This window comes from Sphingobium sp. DN12 (genome assembly GCF_051058005.1).
Lineage (GTDB): Bacteria > Pseudomonadota > Alphaproteobacteria > Sphingomonadales > Sphingomonadaceae > Sphingobium > Sphingobium yanoikuyae.
In genome coordinates this window covers 2,594,892-2,621,433 of record NZ_CP173717.1, presented here as the reverse complement: position 1 = coordinate 2,621,433, position 26,542 = coordinate 2,594,892, and the positions used below count along the sequence as shown (strand labels likewise).

General features: G+C 65.8%; 28 protein-coding genes. 13 read left to right on the top strand and 15 right to left on the bottom strand.

Features of this window, described 5'->3' with window-relative positions; translation table 11 throughout:
• Window positions 1-81 precede the first annotated feature (81 nt).
• The 4 genes from ACI6S0_RS12425 to ACI6S0_RS12410 all read left to right on the top strand — a co-directional run bounded on the left by ACI6S0_RS12425 (window position 82) and on the right by ACI6S0_RS12410 (window position 5,227).
• Window positions 82-1,704, top strand: coding sequence for a family 43 glycosylhydrolase (locus ACI6S0_RS12425; protein ID WP_434405944.1), 1,623 nt, complete (start codon window positions 82-84; stop codon window positions 1,702-1,704).
• Between the two features lie 159 nt (window positions 1,705-1,863).
• Window positions 1,864-3,321: an IMP dehydrogenase gene (gene guaB, locus ACI6S0_RS12420; RefSeq protein ID WP_010336239.1), complete on the top strand. Its 1,458-nt coding sequence runs from the start codon at window positions 1,864-1,866 to the stop codon at window positions 3,319-3,321.
• Window positions 3,322-3,440: 119 nt separating this feature from the next.
• The gene (locus ACI6S0_RS12415) at window positions 3,441-4,616 is read left to right on the top strand and encodes an RsmB/NOP family class I SAM-dependent RNA methyltransferase (RefSeq protein ID WP_434403227.1); all 1,176 of its coding nucleotides are present in this window, start codon (window positions 3,441-3,443) and stop codon (window positions 4,614-4,616) included.
• Window positions 4,617-4,708: 92 nt separating this feature from the next.
• Window positions 4,709-5,227 (top strand): tetratricopeptide repeat protein, encoded by a 519-nt coding sequence (locus ACI6S0_RS12410; protein ID WP_434403226.1) that lies wholly within the window; start codon window positions 4,709-4,711, stop codon window positions 5,225-5,227.
• Between the two features lies 1 nt (window position 5,228).
• Here ACI6S0_RS12410 and ACI6S0_RS12405 read toward each other — a convergent pair whose 3' ends face one another.
• The 3 genes from ACI6S0_RS12405 to ACI6S0_RS12395 form a co-directional block, all read right to left on the bottom strand.
• Window positions 5,229-5,729, bottom strand: coding sequence for a GNAT family N-acetyltransferase (locus ACI6S0_RS12405; RefSeq protein ID WP_434403225.1), 501 nt, complete (start codon window positions 5,727-5,729; stop codon window positions 5,229-5,231).
• Between the two features lie 75 nt (window positions 5,730-5,804).
• A complete protein-coding gene (locus tag ACI6S0_RS12400) occupies window positions 5,805-6,440 on the bottom strand; it encodes a hypothetical protein (protein WP_004208008.1) in 636 nt (211 codons plus the stop codon).
• Between the two features lie 94 nt (window positions 6,441-6,534).
• Window positions 6,535-7,971 carry a sigma-54-dependent transcriptional regulator gene (locus tag ACI6S0_RS12395; protein ID WP_017503171.1) on the bottom strand — a complete coding sequence of 479 codons (1,437 nt, stop codon included), beginning with the start codon at window positions 7,969-7,971 and terminating at the stop codon, window positions 6,535-6,537.
• Window positions 7,972-8,125: 154 nt separating this feature from the next.
• On the opposite strand from ACI6S0_RS12395, the gene ACI6S0_RS12390 reads away from it, so the two are divergent.
• The 5 genes from ACI6S0_RS12390 to ACI6S0_RS12370 all read left to right on the top strand — a co-directional run bounded on the left by ACI6S0_RS12390 (window position 8,126) and on the right by ACI6S0_RS12370 (window position 12,057).
• The gene (locus ACI6S0_RS12390) at window positions 8,126-8,251 is read left to right on the top strand and encodes an aa3-type cytochrome c oxidase subunit IV (protein WP_004208006.1); all 126 of its coding nucleotides are present in this window, start codon (window positions 8,126-8,128) and stop codon (window positions 8,249-8,251) included.
• Window positions 8,252-8,287: 36 nt separating this feature from the next.
• Entirely contained in the window at window positions 8,288-9,409 is a 1,122-nt protein-coding gene (locus ACI6S0_RS12385; RefSeq protein ID WP_434403224.1) for an NAD(P) transhydrogenase subunit alpha, read from the top strand.
• Window positions 9,410-9,503: 94 nt separating this feature from the next.
• A complete protein-coding gene (locus tag ACI6S0_RS12380; RefSeq protein ID WP_004208003.1) occupies window positions 9,504-9,788 on the top strand; it encodes an NAD(P) transhydrogenase subunit alpha in 285 nt (94 codons plus the stop codon).
• A complete protein-coding gene (locus tag ACI6S0_RS12375; protein WP_037517256.1) occupies window positions 9,788-11,209 on the top strand; it encodes an NAD(P)(+) transhydrogenase (Re/Si-specific) subunit beta in 1,422 nt (473 codons plus the stop codon). Before ACI6S0_RS12380 ends, ACI6S0_RS12375 begins: the two co-directional genes overlap by 1 nt.
• A 155-nt stretch (window positions 11,210-11,364) precedes the next feature.
• Window positions 11,365-12,057 (top strand): aspartate/glutamate racemase family protein, encoded by a 693-nt coding sequence (locus tag ACI6S0_RS12370; RefSeq protein ID WP_434403223.1) that lies wholly within the window; start codon window positions 11,365-11,367, stop codon window positions 12,055-12,057.
• 24 nt (window positions 12,058-12,081) lie between these two features.
• On the opposite strand, the gene folP is transcribed toward ACI6S0_RS12370, so the two are convergent.
• Entirely contained in the window at window positions 12,082-13,206 is a 1,125-nt protein-coding gene (folP, locus tag ACI6S0_RS12365; protein WP_434403222.1) for a dihydropteroate synthase, read from the bottom strand.
• Window positions 13,207-13,286: 80 nt separating this feature from the next.
• Complete coding sequence (locus tag ACI6S0_RS12360) at window positions 13,287-14,420, bottom strand: site-specific DNA-methyltransferase (protein ID WP_010336249.1); 1,134 nt, start codon at window positions 14,418-14,420, stop codon at window positions 13,287-13,289.
• A gap of 288 nt (window positions 14,421-14,708) precedes the next feature.
• Here ACI6S0_RS12360 and ACI6S0_RS12355 point away from each other — a divergent pair, with 288 nt between their 5' ends.
• The gene (locus ACI6S0_RS12355) at window positions 14,709-15,047 is read left to right on the top strand and encodes an ArsR/SmtB family transcription factor (protein WP_004207998.1); all 339 of its coding nucleotides are present in this window, start codon (window positions 14,709-14,711) and stop codon (window positions 15,045-15,047) included.
• A 70-nt stretch (window positions 15,048-15,117) separates the two neighbouring features.
• On the opposite strand, the gene ACI6S0_RS12350 is transcribed toward ACI6S0_RS12355, so the two are convergent.
• The 8 genes from ACI6S0_RS12350 to ACI6S0_RS12315 form a co-directional block, all read right to left on the bottom strand.
• On the bottom strand, window positions 15,118-15,546 hold the full coding sequence (locus tag ACI6S0_RS12350) for a DUF2147 domain-containing protein (protein ID WP_037510295.1): 429 nt from the start codon (window positions 15,544-15,546) through the stop codon (window positions 15,118-15,120).
• 134 nt (window positions 15,547-15,680) lie between these two features.
• Window positions 15,681-16,670 (bottom strand): type II secretion system F family protein, encoded by a 990-nt coding sequence (locus tag ACI6S0_RS12345; protein ID WP_004207996.1) that lies wholly within the window; start codon window positions 16,668-16,670, stop codon window positions 15,681-15,683.
• Between the two features lie 18 nt (window positions 16,671-16,688).
• Window positions 16,689-17,687, bottom strand: coding sequence for a type II secretion system F family protein (locus ACI6S0_RS12340; protein ID WP_434403221.1), 999 nt, complete (start codon window positions 17,685-17,687; stop codon window positions 16,689-16,691).
• 62 nt (window positions 17,688-17,749) lie between these two features.
• Complete coding sequence (locus ACI6S0_RS12335; RefSeq protein WP_004207994.1) at window positions 17,750-19,045, bottom strand: P-loop NTPase; 1,296 nt, start codon at window positions 19,043-19,045, stop codon at window positions 17,750-17,752.
• A 1-nt stretch (window position 19,046) separates the two neighbouring features.
• Complete coding sequence (locus ACI6S0_RS12330; protein ID WP_434403220.1) at window positions 19,047-19,700, bottom strand: CpaD family pilus assembly protein; 654 nt, start codon at window positions 19,698-19,700, stop codon at window positions 19,047-19,049.
• A gap of 16 nt (window positions 19,701-19,716) precedes the next feature.
• Entirely contained in the window at window positions 19,717-21,240 is a 1,524-nt protein-coding gene (locus ACI6S0_RS12325) for a type II and III secretion system protein family protein (protein WP_434403219.1), read from the bottom strand.
• Between the two features lies 1 nt (window position 21,241).
• Window positions 21,242-22,255: a Flp pilus assembly protein CpaB gene (gene cpaB / locus ACI6S0_RS12320; RefSeq protein WP_434403218.1), complete on the bottom strand. Its 1,014-nt coding sequence runs from the start codon at window positions 22,253-22,255 to the stop codon at window positions 21,242-21,244.
• Window positions 22,256-22,306: 51 nt separating this feature from the next.
• Window positions 22,307-22,780, bottom strand: coding sequence for an A24 family peptidase (locus ACI6S0_RS12315; protein WP_010336255.1), 474 nt, complete (start codon window positions 22,778-22,780; stop codon window positions 22,307-22,309).
• Between the two features lie 49 nt (window positions 22,781-22,829).
• On the opposite strand from ACI6S0_RS12315, the gene ACI6S0_RS12310 reads away from it, so the two are divergent.
• From ACI6S0_RS12310 to ACI6S0_RS12300, 3 genes are read left to right on the top strand one after another with little or no spacing between them, the layout of a single operon-like run.
• On the top strand, window positions 22,830-23,783 hold the full coding sequence (locus ACI6S0_RS12310; protein ID WP_434403217.1) for an alpha/beta hydrolase: 954 nt from the start codon (window positions 22,830-22,832) through the stop codon (window positions 23,781-23,783).
• Window positions 23,780-24,883 (top strand): NAD(P)/FAD-dependent oxidoreductase, encoded by a 1,104-nt coding sequence (locus ACI6S0_RS12305; protein ID WP_434403216.1) that lies wholly within the window; start codon window positions 23,780-23,782, stop codon window positions 24,881-24,883. The genes ACI6S0_RS12310 and ACI6S0_RS12305 overlap by 4 nt, the downstream gene beginning before the upstream one ends.
• 21 nt (window positions 24,884-24,904) lie before the next feature.
• Window positions 24,905-25,081 (top strand): YegP family protein, encoded by a 177-nt coding sequence (locus ACI6S0_RS12300; RefSeq protein WP_004207987.1) that lies wholly within the window; start codon window positions 24,905-24,907, stop codon window positions 25,079-25,081.
• A gap of 38 nt (window positions 25,082-25,119) precedes the next feature.
• Here the strand turns inward: ACI6S0_RS12300 and rnhA are convergent, their stop codons facing one another.
• Window positions 25,120-25,566, bottom strand: a complete 447-nt coding sequence (gene rnhA, locus ACI6S0_RS12295; RefSeq protein WP_004207986.1) for a ribonuclease HI — start codon at window positions 25,564-25,566, stop codon at window positions 25,120-25,122.
• Window positions 25,563-26,540 carry a homoserine kinase gene (gene thrB / locus ACI6S0_RS12290; RefSeq protein ID WP_434403215.1) on the bottom strand — a complete coding sequence of 326 codons (978 nt, stop codon included), beginning with the start codon at window positions 26,538-26,540 and terminating at the stop codon, window positions 25,563-25,565. The genes rnhA and thrB overlap by 4 nt, the downstream gene beginning before the upstream one ends.
• Window positions 26,541-26,542: the final 2 nt, after the last annotated feature.

The window sequence follows — 26,542 nt, the reverse complement described above, 5'->3', positions numbered from 1 at the left end:
TGCGTGCGCGAGCGGACCAGAAGCGGGGCCAGACACCATCAATTTTGGGGAAATATCTTGGCCCATTCCCGCCGTGACGCGATGTTTCTGGGACTGGCTTCGACGGCGGGGCTGGCGATGCCGGGGCTGGGCAAGGCGAGGGCGTCGGATAGCTGTGCCTCTGCGCCGGCCTGGCGCCATGGCGCTGAGGGCGAGCGGCTGGCGGACCTTGGCAATGGCCGTTTTCTGAACCCGGTGCTGTCGGGGGATCGGCCCGATCCCAACATATTGAAGGATGGCGACGACTATTGGGCGACCTTTTCGTCCTTCGACTATTTCCCGGCGGTCGTGATCTGGCATTCGCGCGATCTGGTGAACTGGCGGCCGGTGGGGCCGGCGCTGACCGCGCCTCTGGGTTCGGTCTGGGCGCTGGACATCGCCAAGCATGAAGGCCGCTATTTCATCTATATTCCGGTGTTCAATCCGACCGATCCCAGCTTTTCGGCGGGGCCGGCCATTCCTTGCAAGATTTTCGTCGTCCATGCCGACCGGATGGAAGGGCCATGGAGCGCCCCCGTCGACATGGACATCAAGGGCTATATCGACCCCGGCCATGCGGTGGGCGAGGACGGTAAACGCTATCTGTTCCTGAATGGCGGCGCGCGGGTGCGGATCAGCGATGACGGGCTGCGCCGGGACGGGCCGATCGAGCAGGTCTATGAGGGGTGGCCGATCCCGGACGACTGGATCATCGAGGCGCTCGCGCTGGAAGGCCCCAAGGCGCTGCGCCGGGATGGCTGGTTCTACCTGTTTTCCGGGCAGGGAGGGACGGCCGGGCCGCCGACCAGCCATATGGTGATTGTCGCCCGGTCCCGTTCGATCAACGGACCGTGGGAAAATTGCCCGCATAATCCCATCGTGCGGACGGCGCTGGCGGGGGAGCCCTGGTGGTCGCGTGGCCATGGCACCGCGGTGGAAGGGCCGGCGGGCGATTGGTGGCTCGCCTATCATGGCTATGAAAATGGCTATCGCACGCTGGGACGGCAGATGCTGCTGGAGCCGTTCGTCTGGGACGCGGATGGCTGGCCGCGCATGACCGGTGGCGATCTGTCAGCGGCGCTGCCCATGCCGGCGGCCAGGCGCGCGGGCGGATCGGGGCTTGCGCTGTCCGGCCCGTTCAAGCCCAGCGACATGGGGAGCCGGCTGGCCTTCTTTGCGCCGCAGAAGGATTATCTCGATCGTGCCGCTTTCAGGGATGGTGCGCTGGTGCTGAAGGCGCAGGGCAAGGGGCCGGCGGAGTCATCACCGTTGGCCTTCATCGCCGGGGATCGTTCCTATGAGGTGAGCGTCGATGTCGAACTGGAGGGGGGCGCTCAGGCGGGGCTGCTGCTCTTCTACAATCCCCAATATTTTGTCGGCCTGGGGTCGGACGTGGGCGCGCTGCACAATTACAAGGTCGGGCGTGAGCAGGGCTATCCGCCGCCCGGACCGGCGGAAGGCGGCCGTTTTTCGCTGCGGGTCGTGAATGACGACAATGTCGCGAGCTTCCATATTCGCGGTGCAGGCAAGGCATGGCGCAAGATCATTTCCTATGAAGTGTCGAGCTATCATCATAATCTGGCGGACGGCTTCCTGAGCCTGCGCCCGGCGCTGTTCGTATCGGGAGCCGGGCAGGCGCGCTTTTCCAATCTGGTCTATCGCGGGCGGGGCAGCCAGGGGGCATAGCGACCAGCCGAACGCCAAGATCGGGATCGCAAGAAAGGCGGCAAGAAAATCCCCAAGGGGTCTGGCCGTTTTGCGGGTTAATGGTTACATGGGCCGCCACGAATCCCCAGCGGTCCGGTTCCCCTCCGCCCGACCCGCGCAGCAGAAAGTGGCTTTCACATGGACATCCGCCTTGGCCTCACCTTTGACGACGTGCTGTTGCAGCCCGCCGAATCCGATGTGCTGCCCAGCCAGGCGGATACGTCGACCCATGTGACCAAGGCGATCAAGCTGAACATCCCGATCCTGTCGTCGGCGATGGACACGGTGACCGAGGCCGACATGGCGATCGTCATGGCGCAGCTGGGCGGCATCGGCGTGCTGCATCGTAACCTGACGGTCGAGGAACAGGCCGATGCGGTCCGCGCGGTCAAGCGCTTCGAAAGCGGCATGGTCGTCAATCCCATCACCATCCTGCCGACCGCCACGCTGGCCGACGCGCAGATGCTGATGCAGCGCCACAGGATTAGCGGCATTCCGGTCGTCGAGGCGAACGGCAAGCTGGTCGGCATCCTGACCCATCGCGATACCCGCTTTGCCGAGAATCCCGGCCAGCCGGTCAGCGAGCTGATGACCAAGGACAATCTGGCGACGGTCAAGGCCGGTGTCGGCCAGGATGAGGCGATGCGCCTGCTGCACGCCCGCCGGATCGAGAAGCTGCTGGTGGTGGACGATAATTATCACTGCGTGGGCCTGATCACCGTCAAGGATATCGAGAAGGCCGTCACCTATCCGCAGGCGACCAAGGATGCGTCGGGCCGGCTGCGCGTCGCCGCCGCCTCGACAGTGGGCGACAAGGGGCTGGAGCGCAGCAAGGCGCTGATCGACGCGGAATGCGACCTGATCGTCATCGACACCGCCCATGGCCACAGCAAGCAGGTCGCGGTCGCGGTGGAAGCGGTCAAGAAGCTGTCCAACCATGTCCAGGTCGTGGCCGGCAATGTCGCCACCGCCGAAGCGACCAAGGCGCTGATCGACGCTGGCGCGGACTGCGTGAAGGTCGGCATCGGCCCCGGCTCCATCTGCACCACCCGCGTCGTCGCCGGCGTGGGCGTGCCGCAGCTGACCGCTGTCATGGATTCGGCCAATGAAGCGCACAAGCATGGCGTGCCGGTGATCGCCGATGGTGGCCTGCGCACGTCAGGCGACGTCGCCAAGGCGCTGGCGGCGGGCGCGGGCTGCGTCATGGTCGGGTCGCTGCTGGCCGGCACGGCCGAAGCGCCGGGCGAAACCTTCCTGTATCAGGGCCGCGCCTATAAGAGCTATCGCGGCATGGGCAGCGTCGGCGCGATGGCGCGCGGCAGCGCCGACCGCTATTTCCAGGCCGACATCAAGGACCAGATGAAGCTGGTGCCCGAGGGCATTGAAGGCCAGGTGCCGTTCAAGGGCCCGGCCAAGGATGTCATCCACCAGCTGGTCGGCGGCGTGAAGGCGGCGATGGGCTATACCGGCAGCCGCACCATCAAGGATCTGCAGGAGCGTGCCCGCTTCGTCCAGATCACCAATGCCGGCCTGTCGGAAAGCCATGTCCACGACGTGACGATCACGCGTGAGGCCCCCAACTATCCGACGCGCTAACCCATTTCATTCCTCTCTCTTTCAAGGGAGGGGGTAGGGGTAGGTGGCGAGCGGAGCGAGCCTCCTGCGGAGGCACCCACCCCCAAGCCCCTCCCTGGAAGGGAGGGGGGAAGGTATAAATGACTCCATCCGCCCGTATCCAAGCCGCGATCGACCTGCTGGACGCGATCATTGCCGCTGCCCGTGATGGCGGGCCGGCGGCGGACACGCTGATCGCGCGCTATTTCAAGGAACGGCGCTATGCCGGGTCGCGCGATCGCCGTGCGGTGCGCGACCATGTCTATGACGCGATCCGCCGCGTCGCCGATCGGCCCGAGACCGGCCGCGCGGCGATGATCGGCCTGGTCGAGGCGCAGCCCGAGCTGGCGGCGCTGTTCGACGGATCGGCCCATGCGCCGCTGCCGATCGAGCCGGGCGAAACGGGCGCGGCGGCCGGCGCGGTGCCGGGCTGGTTGCAGCCCCTGCTGGCCGCGCCGGTGGAGCAGGACGCCCTGCTGGGCCGCGCGCCGGTGGACCTGCGCGTCAACCGGCTGAAGGCGACGCCCGCGCAGGTTGCGCCCGAATTGCCGGATGCGACGCCGATCGCCGGCATAGCTGACGCGCTGCGCCTGCCCGAAGGCTATCCGGTCGAGCAGAGCGAGGCGTGGAAGCGCGGCGCGGTCGAGGTGCAGGATGCCGGCAGCCAGCTCATTTCCGCGGCATGCGGCGCGCAGGCCGGCCAGACGGTGATCGACCTGTGCGCAGGCGCGGGCGGCAAGACGCTGGCGCTCGCCGCAGCGATGGGCGGCAAGGGCCGGCTGATCGCCGCCGATACGATCCGCAACCGGATCGACCGGCTGGCGCCGCGTGCCGAGCGGGCGGGCGTGACCTGTATCGAGAGGCTGCTGCTGGATCAGGGGCATGAGGCGCGCGCGCTGGCGCCGCTGGCGGGGCGGGCGGATATCGTGCTGGTCGACGCGCCCTGTTCAGGTACGGGCACCTGGCGCCGCAATCCCGAGGCGCGCTGGCGCCTGACCCAGGCGCGGCTCGACCGGCTGGTGTCGGAACAGGCCCGGATCCTGGATTTTGCCGCGCCCTTGCTGGCGCCCGGCGGTCTGCTGGTCTATGCTACCTGCGCATTGACCGACAGAGAGGGGCGGGATCAGGTGGATGCGTTTCTGGCGCGTCAGGCCGGCTGGAGTGCCGAGCCGATCGAAGCGGATATGGGCCGCGCCCATGGCCATGGGCTGCTGCTGACGCCCGGCCATGATGGCACTGACGGCTTCTACTTCGCCCGGCTGCGGAGGACCGCCTGAAACAGGCCATGGACAAGCGCGCGCAAAATAGCGACACTTGCCCTTCGGTCTGCGGGCCTGAGTCAATGCCTGAAACATGGCTGGAGATTTTGATGCGTTTCACCCCGGCCTCGATTGCCCTTGCCGTCCTTCTGACCACCGTTTCCAGCGTGGGCCTGACCCAGCGCCCCGATACCCAGATCGAACCGCGGTCGATCGAATGGCAGAAGGCGGGCGAGGCGGCACGCAAGGCGGGCAATCTGACTGGCGCGACCGACGCGCTGGAAAGCGCGCTGGCGGTCGATCCGCGCAATCGCGCGGCCTATATCGAACTGGCCGAAGTGGCGCGCGCGCAGGGGCTGCAGGGCAAGGCCATCCGCCTCTACAAGGAAGCGCTGCTGCTCGACCCGACCGACGTGACCGCGATCGCCGGGCAGGGCGAGGCGATGGTGGCCAAGGGCGCGATCGCCAAGGCCAAGGAAAATCTGGCCCAGGCGCAGAATCTGTGCAAGGGCAGCTGCCCCGAGGTCGCGCAGCTCAATGCCGCGATCCAGAAGGGACCGCCGGCAGTGGCGATGACCAGCAAGGAAGCGGTGCCCGGCGCCAAGGCCAACAGCACCGATAATCCGTAATCTATCCGGCTTTCGCCGGTTCGATCGATTTTTCGTAGAAGCGCGTGTCGACCGCCATCCTGGGGAAGGCGGGCGGCAGGCCGTCGGCGTCGACCAGCCCGAACCCATTCTTCTCGTAGAAGCGATGCGCCGCCAGGAAACGGGCGGTGGTGCCGAGATAGATTTGGGCCAGCCCGCGATCAGCCGCCGCGTCGAGCAGATGGTCGAGCAGCGCCTGGGCGACGCCAGCGGCGCGGCCGCGATAGCTGGATGCCACGAACATCTTGCGCAGCGCGCCCTGACCCTGGCCGATATCCTTGAGCGCGATCGTGCCGATGATCCGGCCATCCTCCTCCGCGACCCAGAAGCCGCCGGCGCCGGGCAGGTAGAAGCCGGCTATGTCAGTGAGGTCCGGCTGGTCCGCTGCGGTGATGGCGATGCCATATTCGTCGCGCTGGATGCCCAGGATCAGGTCGAGAATGCCCGGCTGGTCGGCGGGGGCGAAGGGGCGGATCAGGGGCAAGGGGCTGGGCTTCCTGGCAGCGGTTCGGAATGATCGACGCGGACGGAAACGAACGAGGGCGCCGAAAGCCGCTGGTCAGTTGCTGGCGTTGGCTGCCGGTGCGGGCGTGGCCGTGGCGCTGGCCCCCTCCGGCGTCTGGGCCTTGGGCGCGAAGATGCGCAGGCTGTCGAGCAGGGCCTGTGCGATCGGCTGATATTGTTCGCTCAGCATCTCGGGATAGACGAAGGTGGCGGTGACGATCGCGCCGTCAGGCTGTTTCAGCAGGCGCAGCGCAACATTATTGCCTTCGCCGTCATTGGCGGTGCCGCGATATTCATTCTCGCCGATGAAATCGCCATCCACGCCCTCGGCGCCGTCGGACAGCGCCTCGACAATCTGCTGCAGCGTCTGGTCATTGTCATTCTTCTGCCAGAAGACGCGGACGTCGGCCCCCGCACCGGGATCCTGATAGACGACGCCATCGGCATTGCTGGCTTCGCCATCCTTCATCCAGCCTTCGGGCATGGTGACGGAATAGCCATGGTCGATATTCACATAGTTGCGGCTGTCGCCGGCATCATCCTTCTGCGCGTTGGCCAGCGCATTGGCAGCGGCCGCATTGGCGGCGGCGGCCAGTTCCTCCTGGCTCGGCATGTCCGCGACCGGTTCGGCGCGGCCACAGGCGACCAGCAGCAGGAGGGGGGAGCAGGCGGCGAGGAGGGGCGCTTTCATGCCCCGTTCAAAAGCATAGGCGCGGGGATAATTCAACGCCGTAGCGGAACCCCCGCGACAATATGCCCCAGCCGCAGGGCGCCCGGTCCCGCGATCAGGCCGCGTTGTCGATGCCGAGTTCTGCGAGCTTGCGATAGAGGGTCGAGCGGCCGATCCCCAGCCGGCGGGCGACTTCGGTCATGCGGCCGCGATAATGGCCGATGGCCAGGCGGATGACGTCGGCCTCGATCTCGGCGAGCTGGCGGACATGGCCGTCGCCTTCGAACAGGGTGATGCCGGCCGCTTCGCGCGGCGGCGTGGCGGCAGCGCGCTGGCGCGGACCGCTGGCGCCGCGCGACAGGATATGGGCGGCGACCTGCGGGAAGTCATGCGGGGTCAGCGCATCGCCCTCGCACAGCACGGCAGCGCGGAACAGGGCGTTCTGGAGCTGGCGGACATTGCCCGGCCAGTCATGCTGCATCAGCAGCGCCAGCGCATCGTCGGTGAGGCCCAGGCCCCGCAGGCCCGGCTGCGTCGCGATGCGGGCGAGGAGATGGCGGCAAAGGGCGGGAATGTCGCCCATACGCTCCCGCAATGGGGGCACGGTCAACTGGACGACGTTCAGGCGATAATAGAGATCCTCGCGGAACCGGCCCGCCTCGATCTCGTCGCTGAGCTTCTTGTTGGTGGCGGCGATGACGCGGACATCGACATGGACGGGGCGACGGGCGCCGATCGGCTGCACCTCGCCATCCTGAAGCACGCGCAGCAGCTTGACCTGTGCGTCGAGCGGCATTTCGCTGACTTCGTCGAGGAAGATGGTGCCCATGTCGGCCGACAGGAATTTGCCGACATGGCGGTCGAAGGCGCCGGTGAAGGCGCCGCGTTCATGACCGAACAGTTCTGATTCGACGAGGTTGGCGGGGATCGCGCCGCAATTGACGGTCACCATCGCCTGCTTGTGACGCGGCGAGGCGGCGTGGATGGCGCGGGCGACGACATCCTTGCCGACACCGCTTTCGCCCTCGATCAGCACCGGCACGCGGGCGCGTGCGGCCTTGGCCGCGATGGCGAGGGCAGTGCGGAACTGGGGCGCGGCGCCGACGACATCCTCGAACGCCAGCGGGGCGCTGATCTTCTCGGTGAGCGGGCGCAGTTCGCCGCGCACATTGCCCTCCAGCGTGGCGTTGAGCGCGGCGAGCAGCCGTTCGGGTGCGATCGGCTTGGAGAGATAGTCGGTGGCGCCCGCGCGCATCGCCTGGACCGCGACGGCGACGCTGTTATGCGCGGTCAGCACCAGGATCGGCAAGGCGGGGCGCTGCGCATGGATGTCGCCGATCAGGTCGGCCGGATCGAAATCCGGACTCCATTGATCGATCAGGACCGCGTCGAGCTGCATGCCGTCCTGCGTGCCGAGCGTGGCCAGGGCGGTTTCGGCATCGCTGGCGAAGATGGTCCGCCATCCCGCGCGCGCGGCCAGCGCGGACACCAGCCGGCGCTGCGCGGGCTCGTCGTCGATCAACATCAGCAAGGGAACGCCTTCGCGAACCATCTGGACCCCTCTTGTGCAAACAGGAGGTCATCCTAGGCGCCGGGGGTAAAAGCGCCCTTAACCTGTAAAGATTTTCTTGTGCCCCTACGGCTTGAGGGGGGTGGGGGGACAGGATAAGAGGTTGCACAACGATGTAATAACTAGGGGAACGGATATGGCTTCTGACGGGAACATCAAGAGCGCAACCCAGACCTATGAAGGGTTTGTCGGCTTCGTGAAGTGGGGCACCATTGCCTGCCTCATCGTCGCCGCGATTGTCGTGCTGCTGATCTCCAGCTGAGCCATGTCGACGCTATAGGAGGGGGATGCTGATATAATGAAAATTGCGATATTGAAGGAACAGGCTGCGGGCGAACGGCGCGTGGCCGGTACGCCCGAGACCGTGAAGAAATTCATCGCGCTGGGCGCAAGCGTGGCCGTCGAGGCTGGCGCTGGCGCGACGGCGTCGATTGCCGACGACGCCTATGCGGCTGTCGGTGCCAGCGTTGGCGATCGTGCCGCGACGCTGGCGGGGGCCGATATCCTGCTGGGCGTGCAAGGCCCCGATCCGGCCAGCCTTGGCGGTGCGGCACCGGGGGCCTGGATCGTCGCGGGCCTCAACCCGTTCGGCGAGCGGGCGCGGGTCGATGCCTATGCCGCCGGTGGCTATGAGGCGCTGGCGATGGAATTCATGCCGCGCATCACCCGTGCGCAGTCGATGGACATCTTGTCGTCCCAGTCGAACCTGTCGGGATACAAGGCGGTGCTGGACGCGGCGGCCGAATATGACCGTGCTTTCCCGATGATGATGACAGCGGCGGGCACCGTGTCGGCGGCCAAATGCTTCGTCATGGGCGTGGGCGTGGCCGGCCTTCAGGCGATCGCCACCGCGCGGCGGCTGGGCGCGCAGGTGAGTGCGACCGACGTGCGCGCCGCGACCAAGGAGCAGATCGAATCGCTCGGCGCCAAGGCGATCTTCGTGGAGAAGGTGGCCGGCATCGAGGGGGAAGGCACCGGTGGCTATGCCACGGAAATGTCGGACGAATATAAGGCGGCTCAGGCCGAGCTGGTGTCGTCGCACATCGCCAAGCAGGACATCGTCATCACCACCGCGCTGATCCCCGGCCGGCCTGCGCCGCGCCTGATCAGTGACGCGCAGATCGCATCGATGAAGCCGGGCAGCGTGATCGTCGACCTGGCCGTCGAGCAGGGCGGCAATGTCGAGGGCGCGGTCGCGGGCGAAGTGGTCGTGCGCCACGGCGTCAAGATCGTGGGCCATCGCAACGTGCCCAGCCGCCTGGCCGCCGACACCTCCGCCCTGTTCTCGCGCAATCTCTATAATTTCCTGTCCGCCTTCTGGGACAAGGACAAGAACGCGCCGGTGCTGGACGAGGAAATCGGCAACGCCATCCGCCTGACCCAGGGGGGCAAGGTCGTCAACGAACGACTGCTGGGCTGAACGCATATCGCTGCGCGTTTTCGGTCTCAGGCCGGGCGCGAATGGCGCAGACGCTTCGCGAGCGATGCTCCGGGGCGAACAGGGAGTAGGAACGATGGACTTCATTGCCATCCTGTCGATTTTCGTGCTGGCGTGCTTCGTCGGCTATTATGTGGTCTGGTCGGTGACGCCCGCGCTGCACACGCCGCTGATGGCGGTTACCAACGCCATTTCGTCGGTCATCATCGTCGGCGCGCTGGTCGCGTCGGCGGAGGCCGGTAGCCTGGCGGCCAAGCTGCTGGGGCTGGTCGCGGTGGTCTTTGCATCGGTCAACATCTTCGGCGGCTTTGCCGTGACCGAACGCATGCTGGCCATGTACAAGAAGAAGGAGCGCAAGTGATGCACGAGCTTGCGCCCGTCTCGCCCTTCGTAGCGCTGGCCTATCTGGTTTCCGGCGTCCTCTTCATCCTGGCGCTGCGCGGCCTGTCGAGCCCGTCGACCAGCCGTCGCGGCAACCGCATGGGCATGGTCGGCATGGCGATTGCCGTGGTCACGACCCTCTATACCCATGATGTGCTGAGCCTGCCCGAAATCCTGGGCGCCATCGCCATCGGCGGCGGCATCGGCTTCATCATCGCCCGTCGCATCGAGATGACGGCGATGCCGCAGCTGGTTGCGGCCTTCCACTCGCTGGTCGGCCTGGCCGCCGTGCTGGTCGGTGCGGCCGCCTATCTCAATCCCGGCGCGTTCGGCATTCTCGATCCGCTGACGAACGAGATCCACAATGCCAGCCGCATCGAGATGGGGCTGGGCGTCGCGATCGGCGCGATCACCTTCTCGGGGTCGGTCATCGCCTTCCTGAAACTGAACGGCAACATGTCGGGCAAGCCGATCATGCTGCCGGGCCGCCATGTCATCAATCTGGCGACGCTGGCGGCGATCCTGGGCCTGATCGCCTATTTCGTGACCGACCAGTCGCCCTGGATCTTCTGGACCGTCACCGCGCTGAGCTTCGTCATCGGCTTCCTGCTGATCATCCCGATCGGCGGCGCGGACATGCCGGTCGTGGTGTCGATGCTGAACAGCTATTCGGGCTGGGCCGCAGCGGCGATGGGCTTCACCCTGGGCAACACGGCGATGATCATCACCGGCGCGCTGGTGGGCAGCTCCGGCGCGATCCTGTCCTATATCATGTGCAAGGCGATGAACCGCAGCTTCATCAGCGTGATCGCCGGCGGATTCGGCGCGGAAGCCGGCCCGTCGGGCGGTGGCGCGGCAGCGGTCGACCGTCCCTACAAGCGCGGCAGCGCCGAGGATGCGGCCTTCCTGATGAGCCAGGCGGACAATGTCATCATCGTGCCCGGTTACGGCATGGCGGTCAGCCAGGCGCAGCATGCGCTGCGCGAAATGGCCGACCTGCTCAAGAAGGAAGGCGTGAACGTCAAATATGCGATCCATCCGGTCGCAGGGCGCATGCCCGGCCATATGAACGTGCTGCTGGCCGAAGCGAACGTGCCGTATGACGAGGTGTTCGAGCTGGAGGACATCAACAGCGAATTCGGCCAGGCCGACGTCGCCTTCGTCATCGGCGCCAATGACGTGACCAATCCGGCCGCCAAGACCGACAAGACGTCGCCCATCTATGGCATGCCGATCCTGGACGTGGCCAACGCCAAGTCGGTGCTGTTCGTGAAGCGCTCCATGGGCGGGGCCGGCTATGCCGGCGTCGACAATGAGGTCTTCTATATGGACAATACCATGATGCTGCTGGCCGACGCCAAGAAGATGGTCGAGGAGATCGTCAAGGCGCTGGCCCATTAAAGTGACCCGATCCACCCGCGCCGGATCGCCCCGTCGACGGGGCGGGTGGATCGTCCTGACTTGTCGAAGCCGGCATCTTTCGTAAAAGAAGGGCTGGGGCACCGACATGCCCGGCCCGCACGGGGCCGGACAGGCGCCCCCATATTGGGAGCGACATGCGTAAACTCGGTCTGATTGGTGGTCTCAGCTGGACGTCCACCGCCCGCTATTATGAGATCATCAACCAGGCGATCCACCGGGCCAAGGGTGGCCAGCACAGTGCGCGGCTGCTGATCGAGAGCCTGGATTTCGCACAGGTTTCCGGCTGCATCACGCAGGAAGACTGGGATTGCGCATCGGGCCATCTGATCGGCGCGGCCCAGCGGCTGGAACAGGGCGGGGCGGAAGCGCTGCTGATCTGTGCCAATAGCATGCACCGCATCTATGACCGGATCCAGGCGAGCATCGCCATTCCCATCATCCACATCGCCGATGTCGTCGGCACGCGGATGAAGGCGGACCGGATCGATCGCGCCGCGCTGATCGGGACGCGCAACGTGATGACCGAGAAATATTATCGCCAGCGGCTGGTGTCGCACGGCGTGTCGCTGCTGCCGGCCGATGTCGCGCTGGCCGAGCGGATCGACCGGATCGTCTATGACGAACTGACCGTCGGCAAGATCAACCGCGATTCCGAGCGTTTCATGAAGTCGGAACTGACCGACATCGCCAAGGAGGATGTGCAGGCGGTTGTGCTGGCCTGCACCGAACTGGAGATGATCGTCGACGTGAAGGCCAATGTGCTGCCGATCTACGACTGCACCGAAATCCACGCCATGGCGGGCGTCGACTTCATCCTGGGCGAATAAGGATGGTGGTGGCCGGGCGCGGTGTCAGACCGCGCTCAGCCCCGCATCGGCCAGGCCCCGCCACAGATGGAGCGCCTGGACGCTTTCCTTGACGTCATGGACGCGCACCATCTGCGCGCCGAGTTGCGCCGCGCGGAAGGCGAGGGCGACCGAGCCACCGAGCCGGTCTGGCGCCGGTGCCTCGTTCGACAGGGCGCCGATCAGGCGCTTGCGGCTGCCGGCGAAGAGCAGCGGTACGCCCAGCCCCTGGAAGGTCGCAAGGCCGTTCACCAGCGCCAGATTGTCGGCCAGGCTCTTGCCGAAACCCAGGCCCGGATCGACCATGATCTTCTCGCGCGCGATGCCAGCGTCGAGGCAGGCGGCGATGCGGGCATCGAGATAGTCGAACACGTCGGTGACGACATCGGCATAGCCGTTGGGATTGTCGTGCGGATCGTCGCCGGTCGAAGGGGCGTGCATCAGGATCACCGGACAGCCGGCGCGGGCCGCGACCTCCAGGCTGCGCGGATCATGTTCCAGCGCGCTGACATCGTTGATGACATGGGCGCCGGCGGCCAGCGCCGCCTCCATCACCGCGGCCTTGCGCGTGTCGACCGACATGGCGACGCCGGCCGCGGCTAGCTTCTCGATCACCGGCACGATGCGGGCGATCTCGTCGCCCTCCCATAGCTTGGGCGCCTTGGGCCGGGTGGATTCGCCGCCGACATCGATCAGCGCGGCGCCGGCCGCCGCCATGGCAAAGCCGGCATCGGCCGCCGCCTGCGGGTCGGTCATATGCTTGCCGCCGTCGGAGAAGCTGTCGGGCGTGATGTTGAGGATCGCCATCGCCTGGGGCGCGTCGAAGCGGATGACGCGATCGCCAAGGCTGAGCGGCGCGCGCTGGGCGGAGATGTTCGCGGCCAGTTGGCGGGCACGCTCGGCCAGCGGGTCGGGCAGGGTGGCGGTGATCGCCTCGAACGCGGCGACCGGGATGGTTTCGCGGGCGATGCGGCGGCCGGCATGGCGCGCCGTCAGTTCATAGGCCTGGAACCAGATCAGGCCATTGCCCATCCGCGCCGTCGATCCGTCCGCCAGGCCGATCGGGCTCGGCACGAACCAGGTCGGCTTGAGGTAGAGCCGGGCATCAGCGGGGATGGAGGAGAGGGTCATAAAGCTCCGTTCGCCCCGGACGGGTCGGGGCCATGTCTTGGAAGAACTATGGCTGCCTCAACCCGAACGAGGGACGGAAATCAAGGCTCGTTGGCGAGCAGATAGGTCTGGCGCAGCGTGTCGATCGGGTGGAGCTTGCCCGCCTTCTCGATATGCCAGAAGGTCCAGCCGTTGCAGCTCGGCGCGCCCTGAAGCGTGGCGCCCAGCTTGTGGATCGAACCGGTGTCGCTGCCCACGGCGAGCGAGCCGTCGGCGCGCACGGTGGCGCTCCAGCGGCGCTTGCTGTCCATCACCACCGAACCGGGCTGGAGATAGCCGGTCTCGACCAGCGTGCCGAAGGCGACCTTGGGCTGCTGGCGCGCGGTCTGCATGATGGCGAGCGCGGATTCATCGAGCGGCAGCGCCTCGGCAATGCGTTCCTCGGCAACTTCGATATAGTCGGGCTCGCGCTCGATGCCGATCCACTGGCGACCCAGGCGCTTGGCGACGGCGCCGGTGGTGCCGGTGCCGAAGAAGGGATCGAGCACGATGTCGCCCGGCTTGGTGCAGGACAGCATCACGCGATAGAGCAGCGATTCCGGCTTCTGCGTCGGATGCGCCTTGGTACCGTTGCGCTTCAGTCGCTCCTGGCCGCCGCAGATCGGCAGCACCCAGTCGGAGCGCATCTGCAACTCGTCATTGAGCGTCTTCATCGCCTTGTAGTTGAACGTGTACTTCGCATCTTCGCCCTGGCTGGCCCAGATCAGCGTTTCATGTGCGTTGGTGAAGCGGGTGCCCTTGAAATTGGGCATCGGGTTCGCCTTGCGCCAGATGATGTCGTTGAGGATCCAGAAGCCCTCATCCTGCAAGGCAGCGCCGACGCGGAAGATGTTGTGATAGCTGCCGATCACCCAGATCGTGCCATTGGGCTTGAGGATGCGGCGCGCCTGCGCCAGCCACGCCTTGGTGAAGCGGTCATAGCTGCTGAGCGTGTCGAACTTGTCCCAGTCATTGTCGACCGCATCGACGCGGCCGCCCTCGGGGCGGAACAGGTCGCCGCCCAGTTGAAGGTTATAAGGCGGATCGGCAAAGATCATGTCGATGCAGCCGTCGGGCAGCTTGGCCATTTCCGCGATACAGTCACCGCGCAGCAGGCGGTTTGCCTCGATCGCCGGTGCCGGCGCGAGCGCAACCGCCTTCTTCCGCCGCGGTGCGACGCGTTCCATGACACCCATGTGTGCAACCCCCATATGTTTCGTCCATCAGCACTGAGTCCTCAGGAGTCTGCCGTCAAGGTCAGGGATTTAGCGGTCGTCGCTGTCAGGATTGCGAGGATGGTGGAGAACGAAGCGGGTAGCCACAACATATTGAGTCATGCGAGTCGCGGGAGACTCATCATCGGGTGGTGTGACTCAAAAGACTCAGCGAGGAGGCGGTTCGCACTTTTTTTAGTTAATGGCGCGACCGAGACGAAAATCATCCTCCGCTTGACCAACTCATAACCAGATGATTATGAAATTTGCATGACGGAAGTGAAATTCAGAGGCGATCTTGGAGCGAACAGCGATTCACTCTTCAAGGCGCTGTCCGACGGCACGCGACGTGCCCTGCTGGAATATCTGGTGCGCGAAGGGGAGCAGAATGTCGTTGCGCTGACCGCCGTGGCCGGCGTGTCGCAACCGATGGTGTCGCGCCATATGGGCAAGCTCAAGCGCGCCGGTCTGGTGACGGCCCGGCGGACGGGGCGCGAAACCTGGTTTGCGGCGCGGACCAAAGGGCTGGGGCCGGTGGTGCAGTGGATGGCGATCTATGGCGCGCTCTGGTCGCAGCGCTTCACGCCGATGGAACATGCCGGGGATTGAACGGGGCCGTATCGACAGAAAAAAGGGGCGCCATTTGGCGCCCCTTTCGTTTTCCAGGCTGTGCGCGGGATCAGCGCAGCGGCGTCCAGGTCTGGGTCTTGCAGAAGAAGGCGATGCAGCCCTGAACCTTGAGCGTGCCGTCGCCATTGCGGCTGACCTTGGACGTATAGCTCTTGCCGCTTTCCGGGTCGTAGATCGTGCCCTTCCAGATGTCGCCGGCATCGCTGAAGCCTGACAGCAGGGCAAGGCCGACCAGCGGCTTGGAGCGCAGCGCCGGATCGGGGTTCTTGATGTCGGTCTGGGGGCGGCCGGGCGTGGGCTTCACGATCTTCTCGATCTTGCCGCAGATGCTCTTTCCGCAGGGTGCGATCTGGACGATCGCCTTGCCATCGACGGTCGACCAGCGGCCGGTGATGGGCTGGGCCGCATAAGCGGGCAGGGCGGTGGTGAAGGCGGCCAGAGCGGCGATGGCGACGCGAGCGCCGGTCTTGATGGTCATGATGCGATCCTCTCCTTTTGGGTTGAGGGTGAGAATAAGGGAGGAAAATGCGGCGCGCCAGCGCTTCGCTTGCAGTTTACGGAAACGGAAAGAGGGGACGCTACGGCAGCGCCCCCTCCTTGCCCTGAATTTTTTTAGAAAGCCGTGCTGATCGAGCAGGCGGCCGGACCCAGGATGACGACGAACAGGGTCGGCAGGATGAAGAGAATCAGCGGCACGGTCATGATCGCGGGGAGACGGGCGGCCTTTTCCTCGGCGCGCATCATGCGTTCATGGCGGAACTCGGCCGACAACACGCGCAGCGCGGAGGCGAGCGGCGTGCCATATTTTTCGGTCTGGATCATGGTCGTGACCACGCCCTTGACTGCATCCAGCTTCACGCGCGTGGCGAGGTTTTCGAAAGCCATGCGGCGTTCGGTAAGGAAGCTGAGCTCGATCGCCGTCAACTGGAACTCGTCGCCCAGTTCGGGATAGGCGCGGCCCAGTTCGCGGGCGACGCGGCTGAAGGCGGCGTCGACGGTCAGACCGGCCTCGGCGCAGATGACCAGCAGGTCGAGCGCATCGGGCAGGCCCTTGCGGATCGCGGCGGAGCGCTTGGCGATCTTGTTGTCGATGAAGAGGTCGGGCGCCTTGTAGGCGAGCAGCAGTGCGCCGGCGAAGGCCATGAAGCGCTTGGCGCCGCCCCATTCGGGATAGATGCCCACGGCATAGAGCAGGATCGCGGCAGTGCCGCCGATCAGGATCGGCATGATCATGCGGCCGAAGATGACGGCGACGGCCCAGTCCTTGGACCGGATGCCGGCCTGGGCCAGGCGGATCTGGGCGTCCTTGAGCTGATCGTCCTGCAGCACCTTGAGGCTGGTCAGGAAGGACCGCATCTGGTCGGTCGTCTGATTCTTGTTGACCAGCTTGGCGCGGCGCTTGGCGGTCGAGGCGGTGATGCCGGCCTTGAGCTGCTCACGGCGTTCGTTGAGCGCCTTGACCCGCTTGGCCATCGGATCGCGCACGGTCATCACCGCATAGAGCGCGTAGAGGGTGGCAAGCGTGGCCAGTGCGGCGAGCAGCGTTCCGAAATCGGTCGCGGTCATGCCGAACAGGGTGCCGGTGGGGGTAGGGGCGTCCATATCTCTATCCGTTCCCCGTCAAATCTCGAAGTTGATCATCTGGGCCATGATGAAGGCGCCGATGGCCATCCAGCACATGCCGCCAATGCCGACGACCTGCATGGTCGAGAGCCCGAAAATGCCCGCCGGATCGGGGGTGAAGAAGGGGCTCATATAGCCAAAGTTGATGTAGCAGATCATGCCGAACACGAGGAAAGGCAGGACGCCGATGATATAGGCCGATGCCTTGGATTCCGACGACATGGCGCGGATCTTGAGCTTCATCTGGGCGCGCTGGCGCAGCACGGTGGCGAGGTTCTGCAGCGTTTCGGCGAGGTTGCCGCCGGTTTCGCGCTGGATCGCCAGGGTGATGACGAAGAACTGGAATTCCGGCGTGCCGAGGCGATCGGCGGTTTCCTGCAGCGCCTGGTCCATGCTCTTGCCGATCTTGATCCGTTCGGTGATCAGCTTGAACTCCTCGCCGACCGGTCCGGGGATTTCGCTCGACACGATGCCCAGCGTCTCGCCGACCGGCAGACCCGAGCGCAGGCCGCGGGTCAGCAGTTCGAGGGCGTCGGGAAATTTCGTCGTGAACTGGTTGATGCGCTTCTTGATCAGGCGGCCGACCCACAGATGCGGCAAGGCAAGGCCTGCCGCCAGCCCGACCATCAGGGCCAGCAGGAAGGGGAAGCCGCGCATCAGCAGGAAAAGCGTCGCGACCAGGAAGATCACGGCGCAGGACGTCATATATTGGCTGAGCGTCCATTTCTTGCCGGTCATGCGGATGCGCTTGGCCAGATTCTCCGGATTGGGGATCAGCGAGACCAGCATCTTGGCTTCGTTGCCGGTCGCCCGAGTGGAGATGGCCTTGCGCATGCGCGCTTCCATCATCGCCTCGGTGGAATCGCTGTGACGGCCCCGGATCAGGGCGACACGGCGTTTCTGCGCCTTGTCGGGCGAGGGGCCGGCAAAGGCGACCACGACCAGGCCAAGCATGGTCGCGACCAGCACCAAGATCAGAAGGAAATTGCCGTCCATTGTTCGCCCGTTCCCCGTGCGTGAATATGGCTGTGCGGGGCCGCCCTGAAGCGGCCCGCGCGTCAGCCTTCCAGTGCCGTCGCCTTGTCCTTGCGGCGCGACGGGATCATGCTCTTGAAATCGCCGATCTTGCCGAGCAGGGAATCTCCCTTCCTGGCTGTCGACTTGGCGCCCGGATTATCGGCTTCATCGCCGGCCAGACCCAGAACTTCGTCCATCATGGCGGTGCAGGCGGCGCCGACCTTGCTGCCCTTGGCGGTTTCGGCCAGCGTCTTGCCGAGCTTGGCGGCCTGGGCCGCGATGCGCAGGTCGAACGGCACGATCACATCGACCTTGCGTTCGATCGACTGTTCGAAATCCTTGCGGCTGATTTCCGGCGCGCCGGGATGGACGCGATTGGCGACCACCAGGATGCGGGCCTGCGGTGCATTCGACTTGAGCCAGGACAGGATGCGGATCGTGTCGCGCGCCGCCGCCAGGCTGAGTTCGGTCACCACCACCGCGACATTGACGTCGGTCATCAGGTGCGTGTGCTGGATCAGCATGTTGCGCGGCAGATCGATGATGCTGCATTCGAACGCCTGACGGAACTCCTCCAGCAACTGGTAGAAGGCGCCGCCGTCGGTCATCATCGGCTGGTTGATCGGCGCTTCGGCCGACAGGATGGCCAGCATGTCGCTGGCGCGGACCATGGCGCGCTCGATGAACAGGCCGTCGATGCGGCTGGGATTCTCGATCGCGTCGGTCAGGCCACGGCCCGGTTCCAGATCCATCGCCAGCGCATTGGTGCCGAAATGGATGTCGAGATCGAGCAGCGCGGTCGGGCGCTTCTTCTTCTCGCTCAGCATCCAGGCGAGCGATGTCGCCATGCTGGATGCGCCGACGCCGCCACGGGTGCCGACGACGGCAACCGTCATGTGCGGGCGTTCCGGCCCGGCGTCGCGCGGGGCGAGGAAGACGGCCTGGGCCTGGGCCAGTGCGTCGCGCAACTGGTCGGCGCCGAAGGGCTTGAGCAGATAGTCCTGGATGCCGCTGGCGACCAGATCACGATAAAGGCGCACGTCATTGACCTGGCCCGCCGCGATCACGACGGTGCCGGGTTCGCACACTTCGGCGAGGCTGTTGATGTCGTTCAGCGGATCGCCGCTTTCCGACATGTCGACGAACAGGATCTGCGGGCTGGCGGTGATCGACAGGCTCTGCACCGCATTGCGCATGCCGCCCTTGTTCACCTTTTCCGGTGCCCAGCCCATTTCGGAGGCGACCGCACGGAGCAGGTCGAAGCTGTGGTCGTCGCAGACGAAGGCGTGGAAGGGGTCGCGCTGGCCCACGGAACCATGTTTCCAGGGTGCGTTCATCTTACTGGCCTCCGTTCGAGAGCTGCTTGAGGTCGCCCGAGCCGGTCGGCGCCTTGTCGCGATAGGTGGAAATGGCGCGGTTCGAGGTCGCGGTGCGCAATTCGCTGTCCGTGCTCTGGCCACGAACCAGATCTTCGGGATCGGCAACCATTGCCGCCAGATTGCTGTTCACGCCGCAGCCGAAATTGGATGAGGAACCGAGGCTCATGCCGGTTTCCGACTTGTTGGACCAGTCGGGGCAGCCGGGGACCGAGGCGGTGGTGCGGCGGACGACCAGACGGACACTGCCTTCCGGCGCGGAGCCGGCGGCGGCCGAGCTGTCCTGGCCCAGCAACATACCGTGGCGGGCGACGACATTGGCAATGTCCTCGCCAAGATCGGGGCTGTAATAGCCGGCGTCAGTGACAATCGCGACCTGGTCGCCATAGCCAAGCTTGATCGTGGCAAACCAGTCGTCGAGGCGCGCGGCTTCGGCGGGTGCGAGGCGAGCGCCACCGGCCTGCACGTCGAACGTGTAGCTGGCATAGCTGACGACCGGCTGATGGACCGAATCCACGCCACGATTGACGCTGTCGGTCGAGCAGGCTGCCAATGGCAGTGCCAGCAGGGCGATGGCGCCGAGGCGGACGAGGGTCTTGCGGGAGGTGGAAGTCATGTCTTTCGTCCTTCCGTCAGAAACTGAAGCCGGGGGTTGCGCCGCCCGACTTGCCGGACGACCGGCTGTCTTCGCGCGCAGCGAGCGCCGGCGCGGCGATCGAAGCCTGCGGGCCGGGCGCGGGCGCCACGGGCGAACCGGGGGCGCGGGTCGGCATATTGGGCTGGGCCCCGCTGACGCCGTCATGCATCTGTTCCAGGAACAGGCCCTGACCGACATTGGCATTGCGGAAGCCGTCGGTCGGCAGACGAATGTCGGAGGCGTTGACCGGCTTCACCAGATAGGGGGTGACGACGATCACCAGCTCGGTCTCGTTGCGCTGGAAGCTGCGCGACTTGAACAGGCTGCCCAGGACCGGGATATTGCCCAGGCCCGGCACCTTGTTGATCGTGTTGCCGGTTTCATTGTTGAGCAGGCCGGCAATCATGAAGGCCTGGCCCGAACCCAGTTCAACGGTGGTTTCCGCCGTGCGGCTCTTGAGCGCGGGCACCGAGCTGCTGACGCTGAAGTCGAGGCTCGACACCGTCGGGCGGACGCGCAGCGAGATACGGCCGTCGGCAAGAACCGTCGGGGTGAAGGCCAGTTGCACGCCATATTGCTTGAACTGGATGCTGTTGCCCGACGAAGGGCCGTTGTTGACCGTATAGGGATATTCGCCACCGGCCAGGAAGCTGGCGGTTTCGCCCGACAGAGCGGTCAGGTTCGGCTGGGCCAGGGTGCTGGCCAGGCCGCTGGATTCGGCGAGGTCGAGCGCACCGGCAATGTCCATGCCGAACAGGCGAGCGACGCCACCAAGGCTGTAGGAGCCGTCGGTCGGAGTCGTGAAGGACCAGCTGTTGTTGGTCGAATCATAGCTGGCGAAGTCACGGGTGCCGCCGCCAATCGCGCCACCCCATTTGCCACCGCTATTATCCTGGCTGGAAAAGTTCGTGCCGATCTTGTGGCCGACATCCTTGCTGACTTCGGCGATCTTCACCTGCAGCATGACCTGCAGCGGGGTTGCCATCAGCAGGCGGCTGACGACGGTCACGTCCTTGCCAACGAAGGCCTGGGTCAGGCGTTCGGCTTCGGCCGCATCCTCGGGCGCCTTGATCGTCCCGGTCAACAGCACCATGCCGTTCATCTTGTTGACGGCGATGTTGGCACCCGGCATCGCCAGGCGCAGCATGTCGTCGATGGTGGTCAGGTTGTTGCCGACCCGGACCGTGCCGGAGAACAGCACCTTGCCATTGCCGGCGGTGACGAAGATGGTCGTTTCACCCGGCTTCTTCGCGATCAGATAGAGCTGGTTGTTGGTCCGGACATGGACATCGACGACTTCGGGGTTGGCGATGACGACGTCCGACATCTTGGCCGGCAGGTTGACGACCTTGCTGCCGCCGACCGACATCAGGATCGCATTGTCCTGATCGGCTGCGGGGGCGGCATTGAGGGCGGTGGTCGGCGCGGCAACCATGGCAAGCGCCAGGCCAAGCGCGATCGCCGGCGCGGCGAGCGGACGGGCCGCCTTGTGCCGCGCGAGCATCTGGTAAGCGTTCATCTTACTTCCCCCCGACCGGAACTTCGGTCACATTGGTGCCGCGGGCGATGCGGACGGTCGGCCCCTTGAAGACGGCCGTGCCGACCGGTGCGCCACCCGGAGCTGCCATCGCGGGCATGGCCGCATCAGGCTTGGCCGGGACGCTGCTGCGCTGGTAGCGCGACACGTCGGCGCCCGTGGAATAGGTGGAGCCGCGATCGACCGGGCGGGCCGCGATCTTGGCAATGATCGACTTTTCCGAACCCGGATTGGTGCCATCGGGCAGGTCGACGTCGGAACCGGCAATGGCGGCGTCAAGGTCCGATGCGGTGTCCGCGATCGAGCGCAGCGACAGCGACAGTGAGCCGATGGTCTGCGACACGGCGAGCTTTTCGGCGATCTTGGGCGTCACTTCGACCGTGACGTTGGAATAGGTCTGGACGACGGGCTTGCCATCGGGGCCCATGGCGTCGGTCCGCTGGTCGGTGGCGAGCACGCGCAGGTTACGCAGGATCGTTTCCGAAACCTTGAGCGGAGCGCCATCGCCGCCGCCCGAGACCGTCTGGGTCAGCACCAGGTCGATGCGGTCGCCAGGGAAGACGAAGCCGGCAACCGCATTCTGGGCCGAGACCGGCACGGTGACGGCGCGCATGCCGGGGCCGAGGGCTGCGGCCAGGAAGCCGCGGTCACCCGGACGGATGACGGCGCCCTGGGTCAGCGGCTGGCCGGCGGTGATCGCGTTGCGCACGACGCTGCCTGCAAGCTTGAGCGGATCGGTCTGGCCCTTGAGATAATAGGCGGCTTCGATCAGATCCTTGGGCCAGGGCTGGAAGCGGAAGCTTTCCGCGTCCAGGATGGTCCCCACCGGCAGGGCCTTGGTCGCCACCAGAACATGCGGCTGATCCGCCTCGTTCGGCATTGCGGCCGCGTTCACCTGCGGCGTAGATGAAGAACTCAGCATGCTGCGCGCAAGCAAGGCTGTAGTGACCGCTATGATTAGCGCCCCCACCAGCAGCACGATCTTCTTAGCATCCATGACGAAACTCGCCTTTCTCAAATGGGCGGCCTGCCCCCAGGGGCCCAATCATCACGCAAATTGGTTAAGATATCGTTCGCCAAGTAACCAAAGGGCGGCGATCGATATGGCTACGCCGTAGGGTATTTCGGGTTGGCCCTGCTTCCGGCGGAGGCGGTGGTGGATCACCGTGACGATCGTCACGGCGCCGCCCAGAATCGCCATCAGCGTCAACAGGGTCAGCACCGCCTGCCACGGAAACCACAGCGCCAGCGCGCCCAGCAGCTTCACATCGCCCCCGCCCATCATGCCGAACGCGAACAGCGCGGCGAACAGGACGAAGACCAGCAGGCCGACCAGCAACTGCACCGCCATGCCCGGCCAGAGCGGCAAGCCGCAGGCGATCCACCATAGTGGCGCCAGGGCGGCGACGCCCAGGTTCAGCCGGTTGGAGATGATGCGCGCGCGCAGGTCCGTGATCGCGGCTGCGATCAGCAGAATGCCCAGTGCGGCGATCAGCGCCAGTCTGAAATATTCCCCCAACATGAGGGTCAGGCACTAGACCATATGGCTTACCAAACCGTAACCATGGCCCATGGATTCGCCGATCTTCCCGTCGCTCGCCCTTGACCGTCGCGCCTGGCCGATGGGTGGCCAGCTCGATTATTGGCAGGCCCCCGACGGCTGGCCGATCCGCCGCTATCGGCTGGGCGCTGGCACCCGTGGCCGGATGCTGATCCTCAACGGTCGTGGCGACATGATCGAGAAATATCTGGAGGTGATCCACCACTGGGCACAGCGGGGCTGGGCGGTGACCAGCTTCGACTGGCGCGGGCAGGGCGGGTCGGGCCGGCTGACCGATGACCCGCTGTGCGGCCATATCGACGACTTCGCCCGGTGGATTGATGATTTGCGCGCGCTTTCAAATGATTGGCGCGCGGAGGGCAGCGGCCCTACGGTCATGCTGGGGCACAGCATGGGCGGGCATATGCTGTTGCGGGCGCTGGCTGAAGGACTGCCCGAACCGGATGCGGCCGTGGCCGTGGCGCCGATGCTTGGGCTGCATACCGCCCCGCTGCCGCGCTGGCTGGCGGTGGCGATCGCCAATTTCATGTGCGCGATCGGCCAGGAGGAAAAGCGGGCCTGGACACAGAAGGAAGAGAGCGAGCGGCAGCGCCAGATGCGGCAGAAGCGGCTGACCCATGATCCCGATCGCTACGCCGATGAAATCTGGTGGCGGGACCATAGCCGGGACATCGCGCTGGGGCCGCCGAGCTGGAACTGGGTGCGGCTGGCGCTCGAGTCGACTCGCGCCTTGGAGGCGGGAAACGGGCCGGAGCGAATCGCGGTGCCGACCCTGGTCCTGGCCGCCTGTCGCGACCGGCTGGTGGCGACGCCGGCCATCCGGCGCATTGCGGCGCGCTTGCCCGATGCCCGCCTGCATGTCTATGGGCGCGAGGCCGCGCATGAAATCCTGCGCGAGCTCGACCCGGTGCGGCTCGATGCGCTGGGGCGGATCGACCGTTTCCTGGATGAGGTTGCCCGTTGAACAGACCCGATATCGTGATTGTCGGTGGCGGGATTGCAGGCGCCAGCCTGGGCGCGGTGCTGGCGGAAACGGCGCGGGTGCTGATCCTGGAGATGGAGGACAGCGCCGGCTATCATGCGACGGGGCGATCGGTCGCCTTCTGGGAAGAAACCTATGGCGGGCCGGTGGTCCAGCCGCTGACCACGGCCTCGGGCGTGTTGCTGGAGTCGCCCGATCCCGATTTCTTCGATGGCTCCTTTTTGTCGCCGCGCCGCACGCTGCATATCGGCCGGGCCGGGGATGAGGGGCTGCGCGACGCGCTGCTGGCCGATTTTGCCGGGGCGGTCGAATTGCAGCCGGTGGCGCCGGCGAGTCTGGTGTCGGGGTTGCGGCCCGACTGGGTGCTGGGCGTGCTGGAACCGAGTTGCCGCGACATCGATGTCGCGGCGCTGCATCAGGCCTATCTGCGCCGGTTCCGCAAGCTGGGCGGCGAAATGCGGCTGGGTGCCAGGCTGGAGCGCGCGGAACGACAGGGCGATGGCTGGCGGATCGAGACCCGTGACGGGCCGATCGAATGCGGCCTGCTGGTCAATGCCGCCGGGGCTTGGGCGGATGATGTCGCTGTGGCCTGCGGTGTCGCGCCGGTCGGCATCACGCCCTACCGCCGGACGGTGGTGCAGTTGCGGCTGGAGGATATGCCAGCCGACGAGATGCCGCTGGTGATGGACATGCAGGGCGGCTTCTATTTCAAGCCGGAGGGGCAGGGGCGGATCTGGCTGACGCCGCATGACGAGGTTGCCTCGCCCCCCTGTGACGCCGCGCCCGAGGAACTGGCGATCGCGCAGGCCATCGACCGGTTCCAGGCGGCGGTCGACTGGCGGATCGCGGCGGTCGAGCGCAAATGGGCCGGGCTGCGCAGCTTCGCGCCTGACCGGGTGCCGGTCTATGGCTTCGAGCCGGCGGTCGAGGGGTTCTTCTGGTTCGCCGGGCAGGGCGGTTTTGGCATCCAGACCGCCCCGGCGGCGGCGCTGCTGGGCGCCAGCCTGTTGACCGGCACGGCCTTGCCGCAGGCGATTGCCAGCCTCGATATCGCTGCTTATGCTCCCGAACGGTTTCGATAGCGCAACCAGCAGGAGAGCATGATGGCGCACAAGTTCGTGATCGAGAAGAACAAGGCCGGCGAGTTCGTGGCCAAGTTCAAATATAATGCCGAGATCATCTTCTGGACCGAGGGCTACAGCTCCAAGGCCAGCGCGAAGAATGCGATCGAGTCGATCCTGAAGAACGGCCCTGGCGCGCCGATCGAAGAAGCCGAATAATCCGTGCGGCGCGGGGAGGGTGACCTCCCCGTCCGTCCCTATTTGCGGAAGCTTTCCGCCGCGGCGCAGGCGAGGGCATCGGCCCGCTCATTTTCCGGGTGGCCGGCATGGCCCTTGACCCATTGCCATGTCAGCTTGTGCCGGGCGGCGGCCTTCACCAGTTCCTGCCAGATCTCGACATTCTTGACCGGCTTGTTGTCGGCCGTCTTCCAGCCGCGCTTCTGCCAGCCGAAGATCCATTTGGTGATGCCGTCCATGACATATTTGCTGTCGGTGTAGAGCGTCACCTGGCACGGCTTCTTGAGCGTGTTGAGCGCCTCGACCGCGGCCATCATCTCCATGCGGTTATTGGTGGTCATCGCCTCGCCGCCGGAGATTTCCTTCTCCTGGTCGCCAAAGCGCAGCACCGCGCCCCAGCCGCCCGGACCAGGATTGCCCTTGCACGCGCCGTCGGTGAAGATCTGGACTTGGGGCAGGTCGCTCATGCGCCGAGCAGCTCCGCCGGGTCGGCCTTGGCGTAGAAATCCATGCGGCGCAGATAGGCGAGCGGATCCTTGCGCGTCACCAGTGCATCGGCGGGCGTGTTGATCCAGTCATAGGCGCGGGTCAGCAGGAAACGCAGCGCGGCGCCGCGGCACAGGATCGGGAAGGCGGCCCGTTCCGCATCGGTCAGGCCATGGGCTTGGCCATAGCCTGCGCCAATCGCGGCCGCGCGGTCGCCATACCAGGTGGCGCCGTCATTGCTGAAGCACCAGGCGCTGTGGGTGACGGCCAGGTCATAGGCGCGAATGTCGGTGCAGCTGAAATAGAAGTCGATGAGGCCGGTGACTTCATCGCCCAGCATCAGGACATTGTCCGGGAACAGGTCGGCATGGATCACCGAGCGCGGCAGATCGGCCGGCCAGTGGGCGTCGAGAAAGGCCAGTTCCTCCGCCACGCGGGCGCCGAGGTCCGGCGCGATCTGGTCGAAATCATCGCCACACTTGGCCGCCAGCGCGTGCCAGCCATCCTTGTCGAGCGCATTGCGCCGTTCGCCGGCAAAACCCTGTGCCGCCTTGTGCAGTTCGCCCAGCGCCACGCCGCAGGCGCGCGCCTGGGCCGGGGTCGGTTCGGTCACGGAAATGCCGGTCAGAAACTCGATCAGGCAGGCCGGGCGCCCGCCCAGCTGTTGCAGCCGCTTGCCATCGGTGTCGGCGATGAAGCGCGGCACCAGGCAGCCGCGCGCGCCCAGATGGTCGAGCAGGTCCATGAAGAAGGGCAGGTCCGCCTCATCCACCCGCTTTTCATAGAGGGTCAGGATATAGCGGTGGCCGTTTCCGTCATGGCCGGTGGTTTCGAGCAGATAATTGCTGTTTTCCACCCCTTCGGCGATGCCCTTGGCGGACACCAGCCGGCCGGCATCATAGCGGGTGAGGAAGGCGTCAATCTCTTCGGCGGGAACGTGCGTATAAACGGCCATGG